The 23,779-nt window shown below is 35.8% G+C and carries 25 protein-coding genes and 1 riboswitch; of the genes, 22 read left to right on the top strand and 3 right to left on the bottom strand.

Annotation, left to right across the window (positions count from 1 at the left end; translation table 11 throughout):
- The first annotated feature begins 146 nt into the window (after window positions 1-146).
- The 17 genes from ACR1PO_RS06340 to ACR1PO_RS06260 all read left to right on the top strand — a co-directional run bounded on the left by ACR1PO_RS06340 (window position 147) and on the right by ACR1PO_RS06260 (window position 15,729).
- Window positions 147-1,241 (top strand): hypothetical protein, encoded by a 1,095-nt coding sequence (locus ACR1PO_RS06340; RefSeq protein ID WP_433986215.1) that lies wholly within the window; start codon window positions 147-149, stop codon window positions 1,239-1,241.
- A gap of 178 nt (window positions 1,242-1,419) precedes the next feature.
- Window positions 1,420-2,892, top strand: a complete 1,473-nt coding sequence (locus ACR1PO_RS06335; RefSeq protein ID WP_433986214.1) for a ribosome maturation protein SBDS — start codon at window positions 1,420-1,422, stop codon at window positions 2,890-2,892.
- An 83-nt stretch (window positions 2,893-2,975) separates the two neighbouring features.
- A complete protein-coding gene (locus ACR1PO_RS06330) occupies window positions 2,976-3,461 on the top strand; it encodes an ecotin family protein (RefSeq protein WP_433986213.1) in 486 nt (161 codons plus the stop codon).
- 672 nt (window positions 3,462-4,133) lie between these two features.
- Window positions 4,134-4,796 carry a hypothetical protein gene (locus tag ACR1PO_RS06325; RefSeq protein ID WP_433986212.1) on the top strand — a complete coding sequence of 221 codons (663 nt, stop codon included), beginning with the start codon at window positions 4,134-4,136 and terminating at the stop codon, window positions 4,794-4,796.
- Window positions 4,797-4,885: 89 nt separating this feature from the next.
- Window positions 4,886-5,431, top strand: a complete 546-nt coding sequence (locus tag ACR1PO_RS06320) for a hypothetical protein (RefSeq protein ID WP_332385775.1) — start codon at window positions 4,886-4,888, stop codon at window positions 5,429-5,431.
- Window positions 5,432-5,438: 7 nt separating this feature from the next.
- Window positions 5,439-6,098: a DUF2461 domain-containing protein gene (locus ACR1PO_RS06315; protein ID WP_433986211.1), complete on the top strand. Its 660-nt coding sequence runs from the start codon at window positions 5,439-5,441 to the stop codon at window positions 6,096-6,098.
- 265 nt (window positions 6,099-6,363) lie between these two features.
- Window positions 6,364-7,122, top strand: a complete 759-nt coding sequence (locus tag ACR1PO_RS06310) for a hypothetical protein (RefSeq protein ID WP_433986210.1) — start codon at window positions 6,364-6,366, stop codon at window positions 7,120-7,122.
- Between the two features lie 9 nt (window positions 7,123-7,131).
- Window positions 7,132-7,578, top strand: a complete 447-nt coding sequence (locus ACR1PO_RS06305; RefSeq protein WP_433986209.1) for a hypothetical protein — start codon at window positions 7,132-7,134, stop codon at window positions 7,576-7,578.
- A gap of 80 nt (window positions 7,579-7,658) precedes the next feature.
- Window positions 7,659-8,093: a hypothetical protein gene (locus ACR1PO_RS06300; protein ID WP_433986208.1), complete on the top strand. Its 435-nt coding sequence runs from the start codon at window positions 7,659-7,661 to the stop codon at window positions 8,091-8,093.
- Window positions 8,094-8,180: 87 nt separating this feature from the next.
- Complete coding sequence (locus ACR1PO_RS06295; RefSeq protein ID WP_433986207.1) at window positions 8,181-9,791, top strand: serine hydrolase; 1,611 nt, start codon at window positions 8,181-8,183, stop codon at window positions 9,789-9,791.
- Window positions 9,792-9,922: 131 nt separating this feature from the next.
- Window positions 9,923-10,306 carry a 5-carboxymethyl-2-hydroxymuconate Delta-isomerase gene (locus ACR1PO_RS06290; RefSeq protein WP_433986206.1) on the top strand — a complete coding sequence of 128 codons (384 nt, stop codon included), beginning with the start codon at window positions 9,923-9,925 and terminating at the stop codon, window positions 10,304-10,306.
- A 32-nt stretch (window positions 10,307-10,338) separates the two neighbouring features.
- The gene (locus ACR1PO_RS06285) at window positions 10,339-10,839 is read left to right on the top strand and encodes a DinB family protein (protein WP_332385769.1); all 501 of its coding nucleotides are present in this window, start codon (window positions 10,339-10,341) and stop codon (window positions 10,837-10,839) included.
- Window positions 10,840-11,467: 628 nt separating this feature from the next.
- Window positions 11,468-12,301 carry a hypothetical protein gene (locus ACR1PO_RS06280; protein WP_433986205.1) on the top strand — a complete coding sequence of 278 codons (834 nt, stop codon included), beginning with the start codon at window positions 11,468-11,470 and terminating at the stop codon, window positions 12,299-12,301.
- A gap of 114 nt (window positions 12,302-12,415) precedes the next feature.
- Window positions 12,416-13,192: an alpha/beta fold hydrolase gene (locus ACR1PO_RS06275; RefSeq protein ID WP_332385766.1), complete on the top strand. Its 777-nt coding sequence runs from the start codon at window positions 12,416-12,418 to the stop codon at window positions 13,190-13,192.
- Window positions 13,193-13,212: 20 nt separating this feature from the next.
- Window positions 13,213-13,566: a DUF2200 domain-containing protein gene (locus ACR1PO_RS06270; protein WP_433986204.1), complete on the top strand. Its 354-nt coding sequence runs from the start codon at window positions 13,213-13,215 to the stop codon at window positions 13,564-13,566.
- A 166-nt stretch (window positions 13,567-13,732) separates the two neighbouring features.
- Window positions 13,733-13,858: riboswitch (FMN riboswitch) on the top strand.
- Window positions 13,859-13,950: 92 nt separating this feature from the next.
- On the top strand, window positions 13,951-14,598 hold the full coding sequence (gene ribB / locus ACR1PO_RS06265) for a 3,4-dihydroxy-2-butanone-4-phosphate synthase (protein ID WP_433986203.1): 648 nt from the start codon (window positions 13,951-13,953) through the stop codon (window positions 14,596-14,598).
- Between the two features lie 132 nt (window positions 14,599-14,730).
- Entirely contained in the window at window positions 14,731-15,729 is a 999-nt protein-coding gene (locus ACR1PO_RS06260; RefSeq protein ID WP_332385763.1) for a T9SS type A sorting domain-containing protein, read from the top strand.
- Here the strand turns inward: ACR1PO_RS06260 and ACR1PO_RS06255 are convergent.
- Window positions 15,719-16,306 (bottom strand): hypothetical protein, encoded by a 588-nt coding sequence (locus ACR1PO_RS06255; RefSeq protein ID WP_433986202.1) that lies wholly within the window; start codon window positions 16,304-16,306, stop codon window positions 15,719-15,721. The two genes, ACR1PO_RS06260 and ACR1PO_RS06255, sit on opposite strands and share 11 nt — an antisense overlap.
- Window positions 16,307-16,342: 36 nt before the next feature.
- On the opposite strand from ACR1PO_RS06255, the gene ACR1PO_RS06250 reads away from it, so the two are divergent.
- Both ACR1PO_RS06250 and ACR1PO_RS06245 read left to right on the top strand, forming a co-directional pair.
- Window positions 16,343-16,654: a hypothetical protein gene (locus ACR1PO_RS06250; RefSeq protein WP_433986201.1), complete on the top strand. Its 312-nt coding sequence runs from the start codon at window positions 16,343-16,345 to the stop codon at window positions 16,652-16,654.
- Window positions 16,655-17,147: 493 nt separating this feature from the next.
- Window positions 17,148-18,146: a T9SS type A sorting domain-containing protein gene (locus tag ACR1PO_RS06245; RefSeq protein WP_433986200.1), complete on the top strand. Its 999-nt coding sequence runs from the start codon at window positions 17,148-17,150 to the stop codon at window positions 18,144-18,146.
- Between the two features lie 63 nt (window positions 18,147-18,209).
- On the opposite strand, the gene ACR1PO_RS06240 is transcribed toward ACR1PO_RS06245, so the two are convergent.
- Window positions 18,210-20,294: a TonB-dependent receptor domain-containing protein gene (locus ACR1PO_RS06240; protein WP_433986199.1), complete on the bottom strand. Its 2,085-nt coding sequence runs from the start codon at window positions 20,292-20,294 to the stop codon at window positions 18,210-18,212.
- A 166-nt stretch (window positions 20,295-20,460) separates the two neighbouring features.
- Here ACR1PO_RS06240 and ACR1PO_RS06235 point away from each other — a divergent pair, with 166 nt between their 5' ends.
- Together ACR1PO_RS06235 and ACR1PO_RS06230 are read left to right on the top strand one after the other, a co-directional pair.
- The gene (locus ACR1PO_RS06235) at window positions 20,461-21,213 is read left to right on the top strand and encodes a DUF3575 domain-containing protein (RefSeq protein ID WP_433986198.1); all 753 of its coding nucleotides are present in this window, start codon (window positions 20,461-20,463) and stop codon (window positions 21,211-21,213) included.
- A 99-nt stretch (window positions 21,214-21,312) separates the two neighbouring features.
- Window positions 21,313-22,605, top strand: coding sequence for an MFS transporter (locus tag ACR1PO_RS06230; protein WP_433986197.1), 1,293 nt, complete (start codon window positions 21,313-21,315; stop codon window positions 22,603-22,605).
- A gap of 56 nt (window positions 22,606-22,661) precedes the next feature.
- On the opposite strand, the gene ACR1PO_RS06225 is transcribed toward ACR1PO_RS06230, so the two are convergent.
- Entirely contained in the window at window positions 22,662-22,877 is a 216-nt protein-coding gene (locus tag ACR1PO_RS06225) for a hypothetical protein (protein WP_047435309.1), read from the bottom strand.
- A 217-nt stretch (window positions 22,878-23,094) separates the two neighbouring features.
- On the opposite strand from ACR1PO_RS06225, the gene ACR1PO_RS06220 reads away from it, so the two are divergent.
- The gene (locus ACR1PO_RS06220; protein ID WP_433986196.1) at window positions 23,095-23,769 is read left to right on the top strand and encodes a DUF4919 domain-containing protein; all 675 of its coding nucleotides are present in this window, start codon (window positions 23,095-23,097) and stop codon (window positions 23,767-23,769) included.
- Window positions 23,770-23,779 lie beyond the last annotated feature (10 nt).

The raw sequence follows: 23,779 nt of genomic DNA, 5'->3' as shown, positions 1-23,779 counted from the left end.
TAATTAATACCAGATACACCAGCATGCAAGACATGTTCTATGGAAGGTATTATTCGATAAATAAAACTTCAACATCAGAATTCTCCTCCTATATTTAAATTTATTCACAAAAGCTTTAGCCCGATAGTAATACATGAAAACTACAAATGGAAAATATTTTTAAAAACTACGAAAAAACGATAACCCGAAAACACAGTATTGGCTTCACTCCCAAATATAAAGAAGAATTCAGAACATTTGTCAACGAAGTACTTTTTATTGCCATTGCAGAAAAAACATTTGAAAAATTAGGCTGGGATATCGTTTATAAAGATGATCAAAGTATCGAAGCAAAATATAAAGATACAGGATGGATAAATGAGCGTTGGACGGAAATTATTACAGCAAATTATAAAAATGGCGGAGTCCTGGTAAAAAGCGAATCTTTAGGTAACGAAATATGGGACAATGGAAAAAACTCTAAGAGAGTTAAACTATTTATTTATGCTTATCAGGAAACCTTAAAAACATTCAATATGCAAGCGCTTAAGGATCTCGAAAAGGAAATAGAAAAGAAAAATAACTGGGATGACTATATAATCCCTGAAACACTACCCCAACCAACACCAGCAAAAATTCCTACTATCATACTACCAATTATTGGTGGTATATTTATTTCCCTGATTACTGGATTTCTGGTAGCGTGTCTTTCTATAAAAGGGCTATATTTTATTGGTCTTTTTGAGCTTCTTGTAGCAACAGCTCTTGTTTGTGTGATGAAATATTTAATTAAATTCTCTAATTATACTGATTTTAATAAACTGTTATATCTACTAGGCGGAATGATCGTGCTAACATATGCTTCAAATGAATATTTTCAGTATGAAATAATTTTAAACACGAATAATCTTGAGAGAATTGGATTTTGGAATTTCCTAAAAATAAGATTTTTACACGGCTTTACAGTTAATAAAATAAATTTAGGATGGATTGGATGGATCATTATATGGATTGTACAACTTGGGTTAACAGGTATTTTTGTTTACTTTAGGTTAGCCTCTGTACTTACGAAATATGTCATTGAAAGAGTACCGGCTGAAGTTGTTGATTTTGCATTTTATCATGCAGTTAAAGATAAGTCAGAGGAAGAGATCAGAGCAGAGCTTGCCAACAAAGGATGGTCACATGTACAATCTCAAAATGAAGTTTTTGAGGCCATTGGCGGCCATCAAAATGTAGTAACCCTGAATAGAATTAAATAAATCAGATCATATTCAACATTACTGCCATTATACAAATAGCATGAAAAATATAAATCCAATTGTGATTTTTCTAGCCCTGATGCTTCATTTAAATATCAGTGGACAAACCTTCAATATCACCGAACGCCAAATCCAAATCAATACGAACAATATTTTCAGACCCGCTTCAAAAGTTGAAATGATAACTTCGTTAAAGTTTAAAAATGATTATTATTCAATATTTGAAGAAACCCAAATGTATGACTTTGGCCATAAAAGAAAGTATCTGATAAAATATAACCTTCAGGGGGAGATACTATTCTCAGAAAAATTACCGGAAGAGCTTTCCAATAGCTATTATCTGGATTTGTTTGCACTGGACGATCATGTATATGTTCAGCTCAATAATAATACAAGATATGTACTTGATACAAAGAGTAATCAGTTTATAGAAACTACTAAAGGCGATGATCTGGTGTATAAAGATGACAATTATAAAGTTATGTATAAAAGTTTTGGAGAATGGGGACAGGCAACATGGTTTATCAACACAAAAGATAAGTCAGAATTTTTTGCAAGCTTAAATGGCAAGAATATTAATTTTTTAGCAGGAAAGTTTTACATCACCAATCTTTCTTCCATCTGGGAAATTTCCAATCCTAAAAAATTGACGCGATGTAAACCCAATCAATATTACGATTATATCAATAAAAAGGAATTTGGGATGTTTGATTCCTATGATTATAATAAGGGAGTTAATTCTGTTTATAAAGATTCTGTTCAATATGATCCTTATAGCAGAAAATCTATTGAGCAGTTAAATTACGCTTTTATGACTTCTTTCGTTGCCGACGATCAGCTATATCAGATTACTCAGCTAAAAGACAACACTGCCATTTCCAGAATTCATCAGAATAAGGTAGAAATTGTTCACAATTTCAAAGAAAAATATAGTTTTTTTTCATGGTATAATCAGTTCAGAAATACCCGTAATGATTATAAATTCCTGAGATTCAATAACGGTTATAACGCATTTGGCTTTTTTGAAACAGATCATCATAATATTGATATCACCAAAGTAAGTTACCAATACGATACTTTACAGTACATAAAGTCTGACAGTATTATCCGGTTAATTTCTGATATTTCCAATAAAAATAATATATCAAAAAAAGAAATCATTGAGTTTGAAAAAACAACTCTCGGATTAGACATTCAAAACAATAGAACCACCATCAATCACAATGGATATTACCCCCGTAAGTTTGAAAAAGTTGAGGTTGAAACCATAGATTTTATAAAATCAGAAAATGAATATATTACGCAAGATATTGAATATTTATTCACTAAAAATGATCAGGAATTAAAAGCTTTGTTTATTGATTGGAATAGAACAAAATTTTTTAATTCAGCTGGCAAAAATTATTTTCCTATCAGAAATGAAAATCAAACTCAAGTTGATAGAATCTTCAAAGAGAAATATGTAAAAATCAGAGAATACCTAAATAAAACAGGGAAACCTATTGTTGTAAAAATAAAACCGGACAAATCCGGGTATGACGCATGGATCATTAATGAGTGGCGTTTTAACTTATATAAAATTCCTCAAAAAAATATTAATGGTATAACCTTATTTATATCAAGACAAGAGGATTTCAACGAAAATGAATAAATGAAATATCCAGCTTTGTAATCAAGATAAACATGCTAAGTAAGGAGAACTTATTTGGTTAACAATTAAAATACCTTCTGACAATGAAAAAAATAATTTCATCCTTTTATGTTTTATATTCATTAACTCTACATTCACAGGAAAAGCCTAATTATCCTGAGCCTGAAAAAGGAATGAAAAGAGTTGATCTTAAACTTCCGAAAATTGAGAATGACAAAGATTACAAAGTTGAAATCAGATTCGGGATGGAAATTGAAGTTTCTGATTGTTCAGCAATTAGCGATTTTGGTTTTAATATAAAAAACTTAGAAGAAAAATATGCAATTCTACCTTATCGGTATCCTTTTTATACACTGCCCAAAGAAGTTCCTGTAGACATTATCTCCCTCAATAATAACGAATCTAACTGTGATAAAACCAAAAAAGTAAAAAAGAAGATTTTAAGTTCTCAAAAGATTTTCAGGGAATATAATGGGTATTATCCGATTCCGTTCTATATTCCCGAAAAATGGAGTGTAGAATATAGATTGTGGAAAGTAAATTCAGAATTTAAAAGTGTGGAACGCTAGAAGTTTTGTACAATAATTCATTAATAAAATAGAAGGTTAAAAACACAACAGAACTGTCAAAGTATACAATTTATTTTCTTAATCCAAATAATATTTAACCATGAAAAAATTATCTTACATTTCAATTTTCCTGTTTAGTTTACAATCATTTGCTCAGGCTGGACCACCTCCGGTAGCCTACCCAACTGAAGAAAATAAAATTTTAATCGATAAACTGATGGAGACCACCGAATTAAAAAGCTATATCTATAATTACTGCATTGACAGAATAAATCTCGCATCCAGATTAGAAAAATGGGATGAAAACAAGAAGCACGAAATCATAAAAGCATTCATCTCGAAAAAATGGACGATGCCGTCTATAACTCATTCAGCAGTTATACAAAGGAAGAGTTACAACTGCTCATCGATTCATTCAACAAATTATCAAAAAGAAAATCATATATATTTCCAATGCCTTCAATCTTACAGGTGAGAATGGAAGGGTTTTCTAAATCATTAATTAACGGAAACTATTTATATTTGAATGAAAAGAAGTAAAATATTTTACGTACATAAAATTGATGATACATCTCCGGATTGATAAAAATAAAGAGAAATGGGCCAGTGAAAGTATAAAACTTAGCCAGCCTGCAACACCGGAAGCTAGATTTGAAAACTAATAACCGTACTATGACTGCTCAGGAACTTGAATTATTATTAACAGACAGAGCCCGGACATCTGATCTCAGACAGAAAGCATTTGACACGCTTCACAAAATACTCTCCGAAGACCCTGACGAACTGATAGGAGGTTTCGCACCCGATGAAATTACCTTCCTGTTTGACGGATATCAATATCTGACTGAACAGAGATACAGCGAACCTATTATCAGAGCAAGAATAGGTATATATGTAGAAAACGACATGTATCTTGGAAATTCAGAACCCATCGGATATTATGATCTTGAAATGGATTTTGACGGCGAAATAGTGGATGACTGGTTTGTTATCGAAAAAGAAAAGTACCTGAAAGACATCGGAATCATATCCTATTTTCAGGGGATGAACAGAAAGATGCCTTCTCAATATCTTACCGGAAATCATGGCGAATATGAATTTGTTTCTTACATATCCTTAATCGGAACGCTATTCATCAGCAAAGAATTCGAAAGTTCCGGAGTATTCGTCAACAAAGCAAATACTTATCTGAAAACCGATGGCAAACCCTTACCTGATAAAGATTACTTAAAGGAATGCCGATATTTCCTGAAAATAATGAGCCGCTACCTGATAGAAAACAACCTGATCAGTGAAGAATTGAAACAAAGATTAGACTTGAAACGTGAAAAATAAAGTCTCCATTTTTTATCCCTCCAACTTTCCCTTATATTTGTTTCCACAACGGTCTGATCAATGATGAGGACATAAACCAAACAAAAAATATGACAACAAAAGAAGAATTCTGGGACAGGAAAAGAAAATTAAATGATGATTTTCTCGTAATGAGTTCCCTGTCAAATCCGGCCACCGAAGAACAGATTACAAGGTATGAAGAAAGTACAGGCTTTACATTCAGTGAAGATATTAAGGATTTCCTGACAACATTTGGCTCCTTGCTTTTTGAAGTTAAAGAAGAAATATGGAAACGGCCCGAAGAGTTTGATGTTCTTCCAGCCTGGAAATTCGGGTACGGCTTTTTTGTGTACGGGCTTTCGCAGGATGAAGAAATGCCTTCATGGATGGGGTTTGAAGAGAAACATGCCGAAGCTCTTGAATATAAAGAAAAGCCTCTTGGCCAGCTATTTTTCAAACGCAGCGGAAATCTGTACAGAGCCTATACAGACAACGGAATCATAAAAATTGAGTATGACAAATATGACGAGGAAGATTATGAAGTATTTGAAGGAAACATTTATGACTTTTTAATCAAAGAAATTGACAAATTAGAAGAAGATTATCAGGAATATATCAACGAAGGAAAGTCATGATCTGAATATGAAAAAAGCATTTGAATTTCTTACCCATTTAAAAGAAAATAACAACCGGGAATGGTTCGCTAAGAACAAATCTGAATATGATGCCATTGTAAAAGAAAATAAAGTTTTATTTACCCAGATCTATCATGAACTTCAGGAGCATGATCAGCTTAAAGGAATGCATATTTTCAGGATTTACAATGATGTCCGTTTTTCCAAAAACAAAACACCCTATAAAACCAATTTCGGAGTGGGATATTCCCGTTCGAAGCCTATGCTGAGAGGCGGATATTATATTCAGCTGGAGCCGGGAAACAGTTTTGTAGGAGGAGGCTTCTGGGGTCCGGAAGCCAAAGATTTACTCCGTATCCGTAAAGAATTTGAAATCAGCAGTACAGAAATTGAAAAAATTATTTCCGATACAACTTTCATCAAATATTTTGGAGAACTTAAAGGTGATGCTGTAAAAACAGCACCACGGGGTTTTGATAAAAATCATCCGGCTATAGACCTGATTAGAAAAAAACAATTCCTGGTAATGCGGGAATTTACTGATAAAGAAGTTTTATCAGATAATTTTCAGAAAGAAGCAGTACTTACCTTGCTTGCCATGCGTCCCTTTTTCGATTATATGAGTGATGTACTTACGACGGATCTGAATGGGGAACCTTTGTTTTAAAGTTGATGTATTCAACTAAATAATCTGTTTTTTATTCTATTCTACTTATTTGTTATTTAGCCAATCCTAAAAAACAAAACCATGAAATCCTACATTTTATTTTCTCTTCTTTTTATTTCCTGCATAGTAACCGGCCAGGGAAAAGAATACCCATCCATAAAAAAGGAGATTTTCCTGAAGGCATTTATATGACCCTGGAAGATGTTTTAAATAAAAAACCGTCTTCCACCGGAAATGTTTACGACTTACAAAAACCTCTTAATTGATGAAAAACTATACCATTATTTGCTTCTTTCTTTTTTCCTGCATGATATGGTCTCAGGAAATAATATATCCCCAATACACTTACAAAAAAAACGTAAACAGCATCAATACTATAAAAACAGATAACGTTTATTTCTTCTATTTTAAAGAAGTACAATACATTGGACCTCTTGTTAAAAATATTTCACTTGAGTATGTTGAAAATGATCGATACAGTAAATTACTGGATCATAACTATAGATATGAAAACTTTGATACTCTCAATGATGAACTTAAAAAACGAGAATATAAAGATCTCCGTATTTTTGTGGATACATCTCAAAAAACACCATTATCTAAAACTGATATTGATAGCACAAAAATATCATATGCAGACCGTCTTGCCAAAATAGACAGTTTAAATGCTGGTTTAAAGCTGTCAAAAGAAATCCCACTCATTATAAGGTACTACGACGGATTTCCTGTTACCATTTACAATATGGAGGAAAAGGAACGTTTAATCGGTTTTGGTAATAATATAATACTAGAACTTGAAGGCCTCGATAAAAATCACCAATGGAAAAAAATATACGGTTTCAGAAGATACACATGTGGAACAGGTATTAAGTTTTTCGTCTTAAAACCAAAAGAAATAGCAACCGTGTTTGAACCTCGCTTAAGCGGCAATTTTAAAACAAAATTCAGATACAGATTGGGAAATATTCTTTCGAATGAATTTGATGGAAGTATCAATGATAAATATTTCGAAAATAAAGATTAATTTATTCTTTTGTTAATTACATTTGCCATTATTTTTATTTGTTTTGTGGTTCTTGTATTTTCAGTAGCAAAACTGTATTATCCGGAAGAGAAAGATTATGATTCATTTGAAAAGGAAATGGATAGACAGCATGAATATGACGGGATTTTTCAATACACAGAAAAAGGGTTTTATATTAAGCAAAATAATAACTCTGAATTTATAAAATGGGATGAAATTATTTCAATATATTTTTTCAGTGTCCCAACTCCATTCAGTGATAGAAAACAATCCGGGCTTGAAATCATTACGGGTAATAAAAGCTATGAATTTGATCATAATGTAACACCGGGAATCGTAAAATTAGAAGATCAGCTTTCCTTGAATCTTCCAACCTGGGATATAGATTCTCCAATGGTCAGAATTAATAATTTCGGGCTTGAGAAAACAAAGTTATTTGAAAAAAAGTCGTTCTAATAAAATAAGAATTATAAACTGGATTACAGAAACCAAAGCCAGTGAAATTGTGGATAAAATAAAAAAAAGCTGGTGTTAGAATGAAAAAAACTGATCAGGTAAAGCATCGCATATGCATTTCAAAAATTAAAAGAAGGACCATCCAACCTTATGATGTCTTTCAATGGACGAAGTTTTATGAAGATAATCACACTTTTTTCAATGTATATTCTAATATTCCTATCCAATTAAACGAAGAAGAATTGCTGATCTGTTCTACCGTTATCGATTTCAACAATTACAGTATTCTTACGACTCAGAAATTGATCACATCAGAACATGGATGTATAGAATCCGGACTTATTATGCATGCCGAAAATGGACGGTATGGAAATTTTAAAGGACATGGAAATGAGAACTTCACCTTCGGAAAAATTATTCTGGAAAATGAAAAAACCTTAAAATATTTTATTGAAACTGGAAAAGCGTCAATGATCATGGTCTATGGTGTTAAGACTTTAATTCAAATTACATAAAGTCAGAACTGTTCTTCAACGAAAAATATTTTCTGCAATAGCATGTAACAATATCACACCTAAAAGTGTCTTATTATAAAAAGCTAAATGAAGTCTATTGTAACCTGCCTCGTTTTATTATTCTCTTCTGTTTCCCTTTTCTCACAGAAATCCCAAAACCTGGAACAGCTATTCTCAACGTACGAAAAAGCCGGTCTGTTCAGTGGTTCTGTTCTGATTGCTGAAAAAGGAAAAGTTATTTTTGAAAACAGCTATGGCTACAGGAATGCACCTAAGAAGGAGAAAAACACCAATAACAGCATTTACCGGGTTTTCTCCACCACCAAAATGTTCACGGCAGCTGTTATTTTTCAATTGGAAGAACAGGGAAAATTATCTCTGAACGACAAACTCTCCAAATATTATCCTGATTTTCCGAAGGGTGACAGCATTACTGTAGCGCATCTGCTTTCCCATACATCAGGAATTCAAAATCATACCAACTCTGAGGATACTGTAGATGAAGAAACATTTTTACAATTTATTTCTGCAAAACCTTTGAATTTTTCCCCGGGCAAAGACTGGGATTACTCCAATTCCGGATATTATATTCTGGGGTATATTATTAAGAAAGTTACAGGGCTGGATTATGATCAAGTCATAGAAAATAACATCCTGAAACCTTTGAAAATGAATCACAGTGGATTCAACTTTAATAATGTGACAGATAAAAATAAAGCATTGGGTTATGAATTTCTATCCGATAATAAATCTAATGAAGCATTACGTTTCAAAACTGACCATCCTTTTGCAGCAGGAGCCATGTATTCTACGGTGGAAGATCTTTTCAAGTTTAACGAAGCATTAAAGAATTATACCCTCCTGAAAAAGGAAACCACAGATAAAGCTTTTACGCCTTATCTCAAGGATCATTATGGATTAGGCTTCCAGATTTCGACTGTTTTTGACAAAAAACGGGTGGGTCATGATGGCGGCGGACCAGGTTACAGGAGCAGATATTACAGAATTCCGGAGGATGATATTTGTGTGATTGTCCTATCAAATTCAGAACTTTCACACACAGATTTTATCTTTCCTCTGGTAGAAAAAATACTGTACAATAAGCCTTATGATATTCCTGCTATTGCAAAAGTGAGCGCAGAGGACTTAAAAAAGCTGGATGGAGTTTATTCCACCGAAAATTCAAACTTTTACATCAGAAGTGCCGATGGAAAGCTGGTCTTTAAAGAAGGCAGCTATCCAAGAAATGCCTTGCTTCCAAAAAGCAGGACCTCATTTCAATTGGATGAAAAATTTTCCTGTACTTTTAGGCCGGATCAAAATGGAAAAATAGATACTGCTGTTATACATTTCTGGGACGGAACGGTAAAAACAGCCAAAAGAAACAGCAATACTCTTACATGGGGAATTATTGGAAATGCCACCCCCAACGGCTGGGACGGGAAAGATATTCCGCTGCAAACAGATCCTAAAAACCCGGATGTTTATTTTCTGAAAAATTATAAACTGAATAAGGGTAATCTGAAATTCAGGTTTAATAATGACTGGGGGTACAGCCTTGGACTGAATAATGATAATCAAAGTATTGCCTTTGATGCCTATGACTTCCCCATTTCGGAAGATGGAATTTATGATATTGTCCTCGACATGACCGATGCTGTAAAACCACGATACAGCATCAGGAAATCAAACCCATAAAATTGCCATTTGTAAGTAAAAAATACACATTTTCAAACCGTTCTGTTTTCAGAACGGTTTTTATTTTTAATATCCATTGTTATTTTTTATTATTTTTATCTCACACAAAATCAAACTACAAAATATATTTTATGCCTCATTTTATTATAGAATGTTCACAGGATATTCTCCGGCAGAGAACCCCCGATGAATTACTGGATGCCGTTTATGAAGCAGCTGATGCAACAGGTCTGTTTACTCCCAACGACATCAAAGTAAGGCTTCAGCCTTATCAGTATTACAGATTAGGTACAGGTAAGAAAGACTTTTTACACGTATTCGGTTATATCATGCAGGGCCGTACGACAGATCAAAAAGCTGACCTTTCCAGACAGATCACCAGCCGGCTTTCTGGATTGCTGCCTGAAATTTCCTTTCTTTCTGTCAACATCAGTGATTTTGAAAGAGCAACATACAGCAACAAAGCACTCCTCAATCCTGAAAATTCAGATCAGGACCGGCATTTCGGATTATAGCATCATTTCTCAAACCCAATAAATATAATATTATGAGCTTAAAAGCATTAGTCAGCAAAAGTGTACAGTACAACAACTGGGTGGTCAACAAATATATTGACTGGCTATCCACAAAGTCAGACGAACAGCTGAACCGGGAAACCATTTCAAGCTTTCCAACAATCTTAAAAACCCTGCATCATATCTGGCAAACCCAGGAATACTGGTGGAGCCACATTTCCGAAAATAATGATTTTGATTTTACCAAAACAGCAGAAGCTACCAGCAAAGAGGATGTTTTCAATGCTATAAAAAACAATTCACAAAAGCTGGTAGATTATGTGGAAAGCTTGACTGAAGAGGATCTTTCTAAAAATGTAAAGATAGAATCCCAATGGTTCCAATGTGACTTTTCCAAGTACGAATATATCCAGCATGCCATTCTTCACGGCACCTACCACAGAGGACAGATTGTAACAATGGGAAGAAATATCGGAATAACAGATGCCCCTATGACAGATTTTAACTTCTGGAATATTTATAAAGATAAGTAATAAAGAGTACAGTTTTGTGGATAAGTTGAAAACTAAATCTCATACCTTTGCAGGATTCCAGGTAAACAACTGGATACAAGTTACTTATATCACAAACATACAGTTATCCACATATTGAAATATCTGTGGATAACTTTTTATATGCCAATGTACCGCTGTGGATAAACTATGGATAAGTTTATCAGTCATTAAAAACAACCCCGATAACCTTCTATAATTCAATAAATTAAAAATAAAATTATTTTTTACAGAATTTTCAGCATAGAAAAGTCTGTGGATAAGTTATGTGAATAAGTTATCCACAGTTACATCTTCATATATTCATCTTTCAAATTCGAATAATGAACATTTATTCATAATTTATTATGCGTACTTTTTTATAAATTGCAGTAAAAACAAATCACCAAACAAAGAAATAAATACCACAAAGCAATTCTATTCAAGTAATTAAGGATATATTTACCAAAACAAACTACAGATGTGATAACGATTCTTGTTTATTATTCCCGATTAAATAAAATCTAAACAATCATTAACAGACATCTGCGCAAAAATAATTGTAACACTATGATGAAAAAGTTATCCACAAATGAAAACAGATTGAATAACTTAATAATCCCTCATTCAAATGACAACAACAGACATCAAAGAAAACATCATCCCTTATCTCGGGGAAACTGCACCGTACATTTCCATTCCTGAAAAAATTATTTATAACGGAAGCAGGATGGAAGCTGAAATTTCAGATTATGATTTCAGCAATGAAAATTTTTCAAAACTGATAAAGATATTATCTTCATTAGGTAGCTGTAACCTTTACAGACTTTTAAATACTTCATCCGGAGACCCGATTTATTTTATGGGTGAAAAGGTAAGGATAAGGCAACTTTCCTATAGAAAATCAGATTCCGCCTCCATCACCTGTGAGAGCTTCCTGGAATCCAAAAGAAAAGGTAAATCTTCACTCCTGATGAGAGATCATCACTCCGGGGAACCCCTCTACTCTTTCGAGCTCGATTATCATATTATAGCGAAAGATACGTTCAGACTTTTTTATAAAGACTATTTCAATGATGCTCCTGTGGAATATTATGATGAAAATCTTCCCGAAGGCAGGATTACCATAGAAGATGAACATACATTTAATGTTTTACTTAACCCTTTTACGCCTAACCAATGTAAAGGTCATTTTGAAAATTATCCTATCGTACCTTCTGTTTTTATCATGAACTGTACATTAAGGGAAATTCTTAATTTCATGGGAAATACCGGCACATATGAAATAGACAGCCTGGAAGGTTTTGCTACCAGGGCTATGCCGACAGGAATAGAATACAGAATTGAAATTTCTCACCAGCAGTTCTTAAAGAATCTTATTTTCTTCAAATGTGAAATAAAAGATCTCCTGGGAACACCTTATGCCATTATTATAGTCAACCTGAGATCAACTGATAAAAAATAAATTTCACAGCCCTGTATTTAAATGCAGGGCTGCTTTTACCATCTAAATCATTGAATTTCTAATAGCCTTTTCGTAAATTGGGCTAAAAATAAAGTACACCAATTACTCATTGAAATGGAAAAATATACAATCTCATCAGATGGCCGGAAAATTCATTATAAAGAATCAGGCAACGGAAATACAACTTTAATTTTTATCCACGGATGGCTCGGCAACACAGAGTGGTGGGCAGATCAGCAGCAATATTTTGCCAGCCGGTATCACATTGTACTAACAGACCTTGCAGGACACGGAAAATCTGATTCATCCAGAAAAGAATGGACGAGTGCCCGATATGCCGATGATATTAAAGCGGTTGCTGATGCTGTTCATTCGCAGGAAATAATTCTTGTGGGACATTCCATGTCCGGAGCCTATGTTCTGGAAGCTTCTTTACAGATTCCGGCGGTAAAAGCTATAATTCTGATAGATACATTGAAAAACCTGGACGAATCATTTACTGAGCAGCAAGCTGAAGAAGTGCTCTCTCAATACAGAAAGGACTTCAAATACACTGTGGAAAACTTTCTGCCGCAATTTTTATTTGCAGAAGGAACTCCACCCGCTGTAAAAGAAAGAGTACAGCGTGAATTCCTTCAAAACGATCCTGAACTGGCAATCAATGCTCTGTGGCCTTTATATAAAACAGACTTCAAAACAATTGCAAAACAGATTCAGGTACCCGTTATAGCTATTAATTCAGATGCTTCTCCTACCCATTTGGAAAACAACCGGAAATATCTGAAAAACTATGATTATGTAACCATTGAAGGCGTTGGCCATTATCCTATGCTGGAAAAGCCGGAAGAATTTAACAGGATACTTGATCAGGTCATAAAAAGATTAGACTAAAAAGCCATTAAACAATCAATATGCAGAATACCCGAATTTTCGCAATGCCTTTTGCAAGTGTTTATCCACATTACGTTCAAAAAGCAGAAAGGAAAGGACGCACTAAAGAAGAAGTTCATGAGATTATATTCTGGCTAACCGGATATAATGAAAAAGAGCTTCAGGAAATATTAGATCTGAAAACAGATCTGAAAACATTTTTCGAAAAAGCTCCTCAGATCAATCCGAATGTTTCACTGATCAAAGGTATCATTTGCGGATATCGTGTGGAGGAAATTGAAGATGAACTGATGAGAAATATCCGCTATATGGATAAACTGATTGATGAGCTGGCAAAAGGAAAGAAAATGGAGAAGATATTAAGAAATGCCTGAAAATAAATTCTAAATAACTTTAAAAACACTTCCTGTTACTAACCTTATAAAATCTGAAAATCTCTTTTCCAATTCAAAAAACTTCCCGAAATTAGCAGTCTGTGCGTTAAATACTATTCAATGAAATAAAAAATTTAAATTACAACATACAGCAAAACTTAGTATAAGTTTTCTTCGGGGCAGGGTGAAATTCCCTACCGGCGGTTACAGTCCGCGACTCCTTTCTTTTGAAGGGACTGATCTGGTGAAATTCCGGAACCGACAGTTAAAGTCTGGATGGGAGAAGAAAATGAGATGATCAGTAAGATTCCTTATGGGCTCTTATTGTATCGTATTTCATTTCCATGTACCGAAGACTATTTTAACTTTTAAAAGTAAAATAACATGGAAAAATTATTGGAACAATTCGGAGCAAACTCCAGAGAACGTGTAGAAAAAGCACTTGCAACGTTACAACAGGGAAAAGGTATTCTTTTAGTAGATGATGAAAACCGCGAAAACGAAGGCGATATCATCTTTCCCGCTTCCACAATTACAGAACAGGACATGGCACTTCTGATCCGCGAATGCAGCGGTATTGTCTGCTTATGTATTTCTGAGGAAAAAAGCCGCCACCTCAACCTCCGTCCGATGGTGGAAAACAACAATTCAAAAAATCAAACCGCATTCACAATTTCCATTGAAGCCAGAGAAGGCGTAGAGTCTGGTGTTTCAGCCAAAGACCGTGTCACTACGATCAGAACAGCTGTTGCCACTGATGCACAGGCAGAGCATATTGCAAGCCCTGGCCATGTTTTTCCCCTGATCGCCAGAAAAGGTGGTGTATTTGAAAGGCGTGGTCATACCGAAGGCAGTGTAGATCTTGTAAAAATGGCTAATCTGGGTGACGATGCCGTACTTTGTGAACTGACGAATGAAGATGGCTCTATGGCAAGACTTCCTGAAATTGTGGACTTTGCCAACAGAAAAGGGATGAGTGTCGTAACCATCGAAGATATTTATGCTTACCGCAAAATGATAATGAGCAATTAGACTTAACATTTAACGCACAGAGCCGCCTGTTGATATGATCAGCAGGCGGTTTTTTCAAAAATTCAATTAAAAACAAAATAAATTAACATTTGAATACTATTTTTTAATTATTTTTAACAAAAATTTCTGACTATGAAAAAATCTTTACTCCTTTTATTAGGAGCATCTGCCATGTTCTCTGCGCAGATCACGCTTACCAAAGCAGCCAATGACCCTATTGCCGGGAATGTTGTTAATTACAACCATGTAACCGGAACTGTAAACAACTCTGCAACAGGAGCCAACGTTACGTTCTCAAACCCAGGCCTTACAATGGGCATCTCGTCACAAACGACCTATTCGGTTCCTACTTCTACTGAGATAACAACTTTTCCAGGTTCTACTATTAAAATGATAGATGGGGCAACTACCGTTTATTATAAGGCATCTGCCACTAAGCTGGAAATCACGGGAATTGTAAACCCTCAGGCCACCTTAAACTTTAGTGTGGACAACGGTACCTATATCAGTTATCCGCTAACTTACGGACCCGCACAAAACGATACAGCCAAAGGAACCTTCTCTTCATCTTCCGCCAACGGATTGTTCAGCGGTACAATGACGGCCGTTGCTGATGCGTACGGAACCCTGATTATAGGAAATCAAACGTACAGCAACGTGCTTAGGGTAAAATATACACAAAACTTTAATCTGTATCCGACTTTTGATATTACTTATTCCAACCCTATCGGAACACTGACCAATACCGCTTATGCTTATTATGATGCTTCTCACAGATATGCACTGCTAAGTTCCACAAGCGGAAATATCAGCATTCCGTTGTTGAGCATCAACCAGACAGTAGCCACCGCATTGGCTTTGAATGAAACATTCCTGTCAACCAGCAATGCCGTAAAAAAAGAAAACTTAATGGTTTATCCTAATCCTGCTCAGGACTTTATCGGCTTCAAAGGAAATACGGATAATTATTCCAAAGCAAATATTTACAGCCTGGATGGAAAGCTGGTTAAAACATCAGATATAAAATCCGGAAACGTACAGATCTCAGACCTTCCGCCAGCGTCTTACTTCATTGAGATCAGCGGAAAAAATGCTGCAGACACAAAAAACACAAAATTCATCAAGAAATAAAAAAAGCAAAATCCCCGCTCCTACAAGTGAGCGGGGATTTTTTATTAAGATTCAAATTAGCCTCTAAAGGTGGCTGCAGGAGCAGTTTCATTATTAAGCTTTCTCTGCATCTCCGTTCTTTTCCTTTTGAAAAATCATAGCTGAGCCCCAGTATAAACATCGGTTTATTGTTCATCATCTGAGTATGAAGTCTATAATCAACCAGGCTCTCCGGTAAACTTTTTGTTTTATACCCGGAAGGCATTCCTATCCAGTACATCCCTATTGAAAATGTCCAGTTTTTATGTTTATAGCTCACAAAAATATGGTTCTGGCTTTCGTTTGTATTCAGGAAAGCCCCGCTAAGGCTGTACACCGGAATATTAACCTGATATTGTACAGAAAAAGATTTATACTCCGGAGAAACTACAAAATAATTTCCTAAATAATCATTTTTAATCAAAGCACCGGTACTTTCAGAAGTAGGCGCAATCACAGTTTTTACTACAAGCAGACTGTTTCCGGAAGGTTTAAAGCCAAAATATTTATTGTTAAAAGAATAGGTCAGGTTATTGGAAAATACCTGTTGAGATTTCAAGAAAGGATTTCCTCTCTGAACAACATTAGGTACCAATTGTACTACATTACTGCTCAAAGCGTTACTCCACGGACTCACCGGACTGTAACCGGATGTAAAACGAAGATTCTGATTGCTTTTAATGAAAAAAGTTTTTTACAGTACTGTTTGGTTTTTGCAGGCATCCTGGTATTCTCACAGGTAGGGGTTAATACTGTTAATCCCCAGGGTATGTTCCATGTAGACGGCGGAAAAGACAATCCGGTTCAGGGAAGCCCCACGGCAGCACAGCAGGCCAATGATTTTGTCATCAAATCAAAGGCAATGCAGGAATGTGTCTCCGGATTTTCATTCCCATCTGTTTCCTGAAATACAAGTGAATGACGAAGTATTGGTCTGTGAGGCCATCTTTATGAACCTTTTGAAAGAACGGCCGGAACAAATAGAGATCCTGCAGCAGCCAGCCCAAATCAGCACCACAGAGAAAGAGTTTTATGGATTCTGCTGAAAATTTATCAGTCAGGATTTTAATATGTAGTTTTTGGGCTAGGTGTCATGCATTTAAAATGACAGTGAGTACAATCAATTTTTACAATATTTTTTTTCTGTTATTATTGATTATTGAGATTTTTGCATACAAAGCTGTTTAAACTTTTTTAAAGAAAGCGTTTCCATAAAATCAGCATTCAGAGTTGCAAAAAAAAGAACTAAAATCTGGAACTCATAAGCAAAGATAAACCGGTAAGGTTTGAAACTTTGAATATAGCCCGGAGAACTCTACGTTATTTGGCCTTTTCTGTCTTGTTGCTCAGGAAAATAAAAGTTTAAACAAGTTTAATTTTAACAAATAATATTTTTGACTATGAAAAAAACAATACTCTTTTTATTAGGGGCTTCTGCCATGTTCTCTGCGCAGATTACGCTTACCAAAGCAGCCAACGATCCTGTTTCCGGAGATCTTGTTAACTACAACCTTGTAACCGGAACTGTAGACAACTCTGCAACCGGAGCTAATGTTACTTTTTCGAACGAAAGTCTTACAATGGGCGCTTCATCACAAACAACTTATTCTGTTCCTACTTCTACTGAACTTACTACATTTCCGGGTTCTACGATTAAAATAATGGATGGAACAAATACCATTTATTATAAGGCATCTGACACTAAGCTGGAAATTACAGGAATTGTAAGTCCACAGGCCACCTTAAACTTTAGTGCAGATAACGGAACTTATAATAATTATCCAACTTCTTTTGGAACCGCTCAAAATGACACCGCCAAAGGGACTTTCACCTCATCCGTAGCCAACGGGCTGTTCAGCGGTACAATGGCTACTCAGGCCGATGCATATGGAACTTTGATTATAGGCAGCCAGACCTACAGCAATGTTCTTAGAGTAAAGTATACCCAGAACTTTAATTTATATTTATCTTTTGATGTAATTTATTCCAACCCTATCGGAACAGTTACCAACACAGCATATGCTTATTATGATGCTTCTCACAGATATGCGCTGCTGATTTCCACAAGCGGAAATATCAGCATTCCGTTGTTGAGCATCAACCAGACAGCAGCCACCGCATTGGCTTTAAATGAAACATTCCTGTCAACCAGCAATGCCGTGAAAAAAGAAAATTTAATGGTTTATCCTAATCCTGCGCAGGATTTTATCGGCTTCAAAGGAAATACGGATAATTATTCCAAAGCAAATATTTACAGCCTGGACGGAAAGCTGGTTAAAACTTCAGATATAAAATCCGGAACCGTACAGATCTCAGACCTTCCGCCAGCGTCTTACTTCATTGAGATCAGCGGAAAAAATGCTGCAGGCACAAAAAAAACAAAATTCATCAAGAAATAACAAAAGCAAAATCCCCGTTCCTACAAGTGAGCGGGGATTTCTTATTAACATTCAAATTAGCATCTAAAAGGTGGCTGCAGGAGCCGTTTCATTATTAAGCTTTCTCTGCATCTCCGTTTTTTTCCCTTTTGAAAAATCATAGCTGAGCCCCAATACAAACATCGATTTATTATTCATAATCTGAGTATGAACTCTATAATCCACCAAGCTTTCGGGTAAACTTTTCGTTTTGTATTCCGAAGGCATTCCTATCCAGTACATTCCTGTGGAAAATGTCCAGTTTTTATGTTTATAACTGACAAAAATATTATTCTGGTTTTCGTTTGTATTCAGGAAAGCCCCGCTAAGGCTGTACACCGGAATATTAACCTGATATTGTACAGAAAAAGATTTATACTCCGAAGAAACTACAAAATAATTTCCCAAATAATCATTTTTAATCAAAGCACCGGTACTTGTCTTCACGGTTTCAGAAGTAGGTGTGATCACAGCTTTTACTACAAGCAGACTGTTTCCGAAAGGTTTATAAGATCCTGTAAGCTGTACGCCATACCGCTGTCCGTTTTTACCATTTTCATAAGTGAGTGCATAGCCTCCCAATACGTCATCTTGAACATAATACTGATTGATGATCCTGTTGGTATACCGGTAAAATAAACCTGCATTAAAGTCAAAATATTTATTGTTAAAAGAATAGGTCAGGTTATTGGAAAATACCTGTTGAGATTCCAAGAAAGGATTTCCTCTCTGAACAACATTGGGTGCCAATTGTACTACATTACTGCTCAAAGCATTACTCCACGGGCTCACCGGACTGTAACCTGATGTAAAACGAAGATTCTGATTGCTTTTAATCTGATACGCTAAAATAACCTTCGGAGTAAAAGTCCATTCATCAAAAGTATTCTCTGCACTTTTGTTGTGAATATTCGTAAGACCTGCACCGATACGATAGCTGAATTGATCAACTTTTCCAGAAAATTCTGTATAAAAATACTGCTCCAGATAATTAACGCTGTATTGGGAATAGCCGGCAAGGTTATTGAGGTCGTTGGAAATGGAAGACCTTGAAATACGGTATCCGGACGAAAGCTTTCCTGCTTTAAAATCATGGGTATGTGCCAGCTCCCCTACCAGACTTGTCTGCTTTGCTTTCAGCATCATATCATTATCATATACTGACAGACCTGAACCTACAATCCACTCGCCTGCTGTTTCGGAAGTATTGGTAGTATAGTGAGATCCCACTACATTAATGCTCAGCTCATCTTTTTCACCAATCTTTTTTGAATAGTAAAGATCCAGCCTGGGAATTACATAATCTGAACCATTATTTTTAAACATTGCATGCTCCTCTTTCAGGACATCTTCAGTAAATATACTCTGCCCTGTTCCTTTTGAAAACCTGCTGAAAATATCCATATTCAGCTTGGCCTGAAAAGCATAATCATCAGGAACCAGCCTGGTATACCGCACAGCGATATTCTGGAAAGTATAGCCGAAATGATCCGTCCTGTTTTCATCAGAACGGTAATGTTTACCGTTCAGCTGATAGTCATAGATACTGTTTACCCTTCTGTCATTATAATCCCTCAGATTCAGGGAATATTCCAGCCCGAAATTATTTTTTCCTTTTGTATAATCGGCATAGGCAGATCCATTCACAAAACCTGTATTCAAAGCTGTGGAAACATCAGCACCAAAAACATATCCCGTTTCCGTAGACCTTGTCAGAATATTAACTACAGTATCAGCTCGTGTTGCCCATCTTGCCGGTGGTATATCATAATATTCCACCTTTACTACTTCACTGGGTGCTACACTCCGGATCTGCGTATCCGTAGCTTCAATTCCATTGATAAGAAATAATGTCGTTCCTCCTTTTGTACTGGTAACCGTATTCGCTACAGGATCCAGCTGTAATTCCGGGAGGGTGCGAAGGAGATCTTTTGCATATCGGGCTTTTTCCAGAGCCTCCTTATCAAAAGTATAAACGGCTTTATCCGCAAACTGTTTTTTCCGCTGAGATTTTAAAATAACTTCCTGAATTTCTTTGGCAGCCGCTACATCAGCCGTATCACTTTTCTTCTCCTGAGAAAATATGAAAGTTCCGCAAAGGAAGAAAATGGTATATATAGTTTTTTTCATTCTGAAGATGAATTATACCATTAGGACAACCCATCTCCGATGTTTATTACATTTATAATTACAACTTATTAAAAAATATTCATAATTTCCATGTAAATTCTAATTATTATGTTAAATTCAGCCCGTTTTTTGCTGGTTATTTTTTTACACCGCAAAATGTAAAGTCATGAAAAAGTTATTCATATTAATTCCGTGCTTTCTGTTTCCTGTATTGGAGGCACAGGAGATTCAAAATGATTCGGCAGAAAAGATGAATATCATCAAAACCAATGTCACGGCCTATGCATTCAGAAATATCAATCTGTCTTATGAACGGGCCATTAACCAGTGGTTTTCTGTGAATATCGGCTTTGGAACTATGCCGGAAGGGAAAGTGCCTTTCATTAATGCCTTTCTGAAAGATGAAGATGAGAAAAGATTCCAGAATCTTAGAGTAAAAGCAACCAATTTCACCATTGAACCTAGATTTTATATCGGTAAAGGCTATGGGAAAGGGTTTTATTTTGCGCCTTATTACCGCTACTCCAGCGTCACCTCCAATACTTTTGATTTTTATTATGATTATAAGGGGCCGGGTGGGGTTACCTACCAGATTCCTATTAAAGGGCAGGGAGATACCAAAGGAAACAGCGGTGGGCTGATGGTTGGGGTACAGTTCTTTTTAACAAGAAGCCAGAATCTTGTGCTGGACTTCTGGATTGCAGGAGCTCACTATGGAAGTGGAAAGGGCGATTTTACCATGACCTCAGATTATGTACTGACGCCCGACATGCAGGCCCAATTAAAAAAAGAAATAGAAAACCTCGATATTCCATTCGTAAAATATACCGTGGAAACCAATGCCAATGGAGCCAGAATAAAAGTAGACGGTCCCTGGGCAGGTTTCAGAAGCGGACTCTCGATTGGATACAGATTTTAAATACACAATTTATAATAAACCGTTCTTTATCAGTACGGTTTATTTTTTTCTGAAATTTGTATCTTGGATCCCATTATAAAAACTTCCTGAAATTATACGATGAACTCAATCTCAATCACCACCGGCCAAAGAATCAAGGCGATCATAGGCGGATCTATCGGAAATCTTGTCGAATGGTATGACTGGTACGCGTATGCTGCCTTTGCCATCTATTTTTCGCATTCTTTTTTCCCGGATTCTGATCTTAATGCACAACTGATGAATACTGCGGGAATATTTGCTGTAGGTTTTCTCATGAGGCCAATAGGTGGATGGATGTTCGGGAGTATTGCAGATAAGATCGGAAGAAAAAAAGCGATGACGCTTTCCGTTTTGCTGATGTCTTTCGGATCATTACTGATAGCGCTTACTCCAACTTACGAATCTATAGGCATTCTGGCCCCTTTATTACTTTTACTTGCAAGGCTGCTTCAGGGCTTAAGTGTTGGTGGAGAATACGGAGTCTCCGCAACTTACCTCAGCGAAATGTCTACACAGGACAGAAGGGGATTTTATTCAAGTTTTCAATATGTCACTTTAATTGGCGGTCAGCTGATTGCTTTAGGAATTCAGCTTATTTTACAGAAATTGCTTCTGACCGAAATCCAACTGGAAGAATGGGGCTGGAGAATTCCTTTTGTGATCGGGGCCATGCTTTCTATTATCGCATTGTATCTTCGGGCTAATCTCCATGAAACCGAAGCTTTTGAGAATAAGAAAGATGTGAGTGAAAAGAAAAAAGGAACGGTAAAGGAGTTGCTGAAACACCCGAAAGCTTTGCTTACTGTTGTAGGTCTTACATTAGGAGGAACGCTGGCGTTTTATACCTACACAACATATATGCAGAAATTCCTGGTTAATACGGTTCATCTTACCAAGGAACAATCTACCCTGGTCTCCTTTATTTCATTATTTATATTTGCCTGTCTCCAACCTGTATTTGGAGGGCTTTCTGACAAAATCGGAAGAAGACCGCTCCTTTTAGGGTTTGGAATACTGGGAACTTTATGTACGGTTCCGCTTCTTACAGCCCTCAGCACTACCACTTCAATCTGGACTGCATTTTTCCTGATCATGGCTGCATTAATTATTGTAAGCGGCTACACTTCCATCAACGCAGTAGTAAAAGCCGAACTTTTCCCTTCTGAAATCCGGGCACTTGGCGTAGGCCTTCCTTATGCTATTACTGTGGCTGTATTTGGAGGAACTGCAGAATATATTGCACTTTGGTTTAAGAAAATTGGTTCTGAAGAATACTTTTACTGGTACATTACCGGATGTATTCTTTTTTCTCTGGTTGTTTATATCGGAATGAAGGATACTAAAAAAAACTCTACCCTGGATAAAGATTAAAGTTCAGAACTTTATAAAAAATTGCGCCGCAGGGAATCTGCGGCGCAATTTCTATTTTAATGATAGGCCTGTTTAAATTTTTCAATCATACTGTCCAGATTATGACGCTGGACATATATGCTTTTCACCTCCTGATACCTTGGCGATTTGTAGAAAACCTCGTGGAAATCCATACTTCCGTTTCCCACCTTTACTACTTTCTGTACTTCGATATTCAACTTTCTCAATTCGTCTTTGAAGACTTTAAATTCATCTTGGATACTACTGCTCATTAATATTTTTGGTTTTTAGTTAAAAATTCCACTTACCCCTTCAAATATTAGGGGTTGTCTCTCAAATTCTGAATAAAGTTAGTAAATTTATCAACACAAAATAACACTTTGTCAATATTTTATCATTTTTTTTACAAATAGTCAGTTAATAATATCCGATTGATACATATTTCGTATTTTTAACTTCATAAAAAATCGCAACAACATTATACAAACCATGATTATTAAAGCATTTTTATCATTATTCTTTTTAACACTTCTCACTTTTCTGAATGCTCAGAAAATGGAATTCAGAGCACCGGATTATGCAGTAATTCAAAAAAATATTGAAGATAAAAACTCGGAATTCTATTATCCGAAGCTTTTAAAAAGATTAAAACAGAATGATACGCTTCTTACAGGCAGCCAATATCGTCATCTTTATTTTGGTTATACCTTTCAAAAAGAATATCAGCCCTATAAGACCGGGAAGAAAGCTGAGGAAGTAGCCAAATATTACAGTGGAGAAGGTATTTCACAAAAAGACCTCTCAAAAGGAATCCAGCTGTTTTTGGGTGCTCTGGATGAAAATCCGCTGGATCTGCGTGCCATGAATTATCTCGCCTATCTGTATCATTTAAATAATGATGATGAAACTGCAAGAAAAATTGCAGGAAACTTCCATGGGCTATTAGGCGCTATTCTGACATCCGGTGATGGATTGACATGTGAAACAGGCTTTCATGTTATTTCCGTAACTGATGAATACGTACTTCTGAACAGGTTCCAGATGGAAACCCAATCACAAAGCCTGAAAGGAAAATGTGATTATCAGGAGTTTGAAAAAGGCAAATATAAAGTGCCGGGATTTTATTTTGACATCAGCAGATTCTATGGAAGAATATTAGATTAATAATTTTTAT

The sequence above is a fragment of the Chryseobacterium amylolyticum genome (genome assembly GCF_051011775.1).
Lineage (GTDB): Bacteria > Bacteroidota > Bacteroidia > Flavobacteriales > Weeksellaceae > Chryseobacterium.
Note: the sequence above shows the minus strand (reverse complement) of the source record. Positions and strands in the feature narration are given on the sequence as shown.

Coding starts and splice junctions, on each gene's coding strand:
- ACR1PO_RS06290 (WP_433986206.1), top strand. CDS start 9,923: ATGCCTCATTTTATTATAGAATGTTCACAGGATATTCTCCGGCAGAGA.
- ACR1PO_RS06270 (WP_433986204.1), top strand. CDS start 13,213: ATGCAGAATACCCGAATTTTCGCAATGCCTTTTGCAAGTGTTTATCCA.
- ACR1PO_RS06220 (WP_433986196.1), top strand. CDS start 23,095: ATGATTATTAAAGCATTTTTATCATTATTCTTTTTAACACTTCTCACT.
- ACR1PO_RS06275 (WP_332385766.1), top strand. CDS start 12,416: ATGGAAAAATATACAATCTCATCAGATGGCCGGAAAATTCATTATAAA.
- ACR1PO_RS06285 (WP_332385769.1), top strand. CDS start 10,339: ATGAGCTTAAAAGCATTAGTCAGCAAAAGTGTACAGTACAACAACTGG.
- ACR1PO_RS06315 (WP_433986211.1), top strand. CDS start 5,439: ATGAAAAAAGCATTTGAATTTCTTACCCATTTAAAAGAAAATAACAAC.
- ACR1PO_RS06340 (WP_433986215.1), top strand. CDS start 147: ATGGAAAATATTTTTAAAAACTACGAAAAAACGATAACCCGAAAACAC.
- ACR1PO_RS06245 (WP_433986200.1), top strand. CDS start 17,148: ATGAAAAAAACAATACTCTTTTTATTAGGGGCTTCTGCCATGTTCTCT.
- ACR1PO_RS06225 (WP_047435309.1), bottom strand. CDS start 22,877: ATGAGCAGTAGTATCCAAGATGAATTTAAAGTCTTCAAAGACGAATTG.
- ACR1PO_RS06300 (WP_433986208.1), top strand. CDS start 7,659: ATGAAAAAAACTGATCAGGTAAAGCATCGCATATGCATTTCAAAAATT.
- ACR1PO_RS06335 (WP_433986214.1), top strand. CDS start 1,420: ATGATAACTTCGTTAAAGTTTAAAAATGATTATTATTCAATATTTGAA.
- ACR1PO_RS06260 (WP_332385763.1), top strand. CDS start 14,731: ATGAAAAAATCTTTACTCCTTTTATTAGGAGCATCTGCCATGTTCTCT.
- ACR1PO_RS06325 (WP_433986212.1), top strand. CDS start 4,134: ATGACTGCTCAGGAACTTGAATTATTATTAACAGACAGAGCCCGGACA.
- ACR1PO_RS06320 (WP_332385775.1), top strand. CDS start 4,886: ATGACAACAAAAGAAGAATTCTGGGACAGGAAAAGAAAATTAAATGAT.
- ACR1PO_RS06330 (WP_433986213.1), top strand. CDS start 2,976: ATGAAAAAAATAATTTCATCCTTTTATGTTTTATATTCATTAACTCTA.
- ACR1PO_RS06240 (WP_433986199.1), bottom strand. CDS start 20,294: ATGAAAAAAACTATATATACCATTTTCTTCCTTTGCGGAACTTTCATA.
- ACR1PO_RS06280 (WP_433986205.1), top strand. CDS start 11,468: ATGACAACAACAGACATCAAAGAAAACATCATCCCTTATCTCGGGGAA.
- ACR1PO_RS06295 (WP_433986207.1), top strand. CDS start 8,181: ATGAAGTCTATTGTAACCTGCCTCGTTTTATTATTCTCTTCTGTTTCC.
- ACR1PO_RS06235 (WP_433986198.1), top strand. CDS start 20,461: ATGAAAAAGTTATTCATATTAATTCCGTGCTTTCTGTTTCCTGTATTG.
- ACR1PO_RS06310 (WP_433986210.1), top strand. CDS start 6,364: ATGAAAAACTATACCATTATTTGCTTCTTTCTTTTTTCCTGCATGATA.
- ACR1PO_RS06230 (WP_433986197.1), top strand. CDS start 21,313: ATGAACTCAATCTCAATCACCACCGGCCAAAGAATCAAGGCGATCATA.
- ribB (WP_433986203.1), top strand. CDS start 13,951: ATGGAAAAATTATTGGAACAATTCGGAGCAAACTCCAGAGAACGTGTA.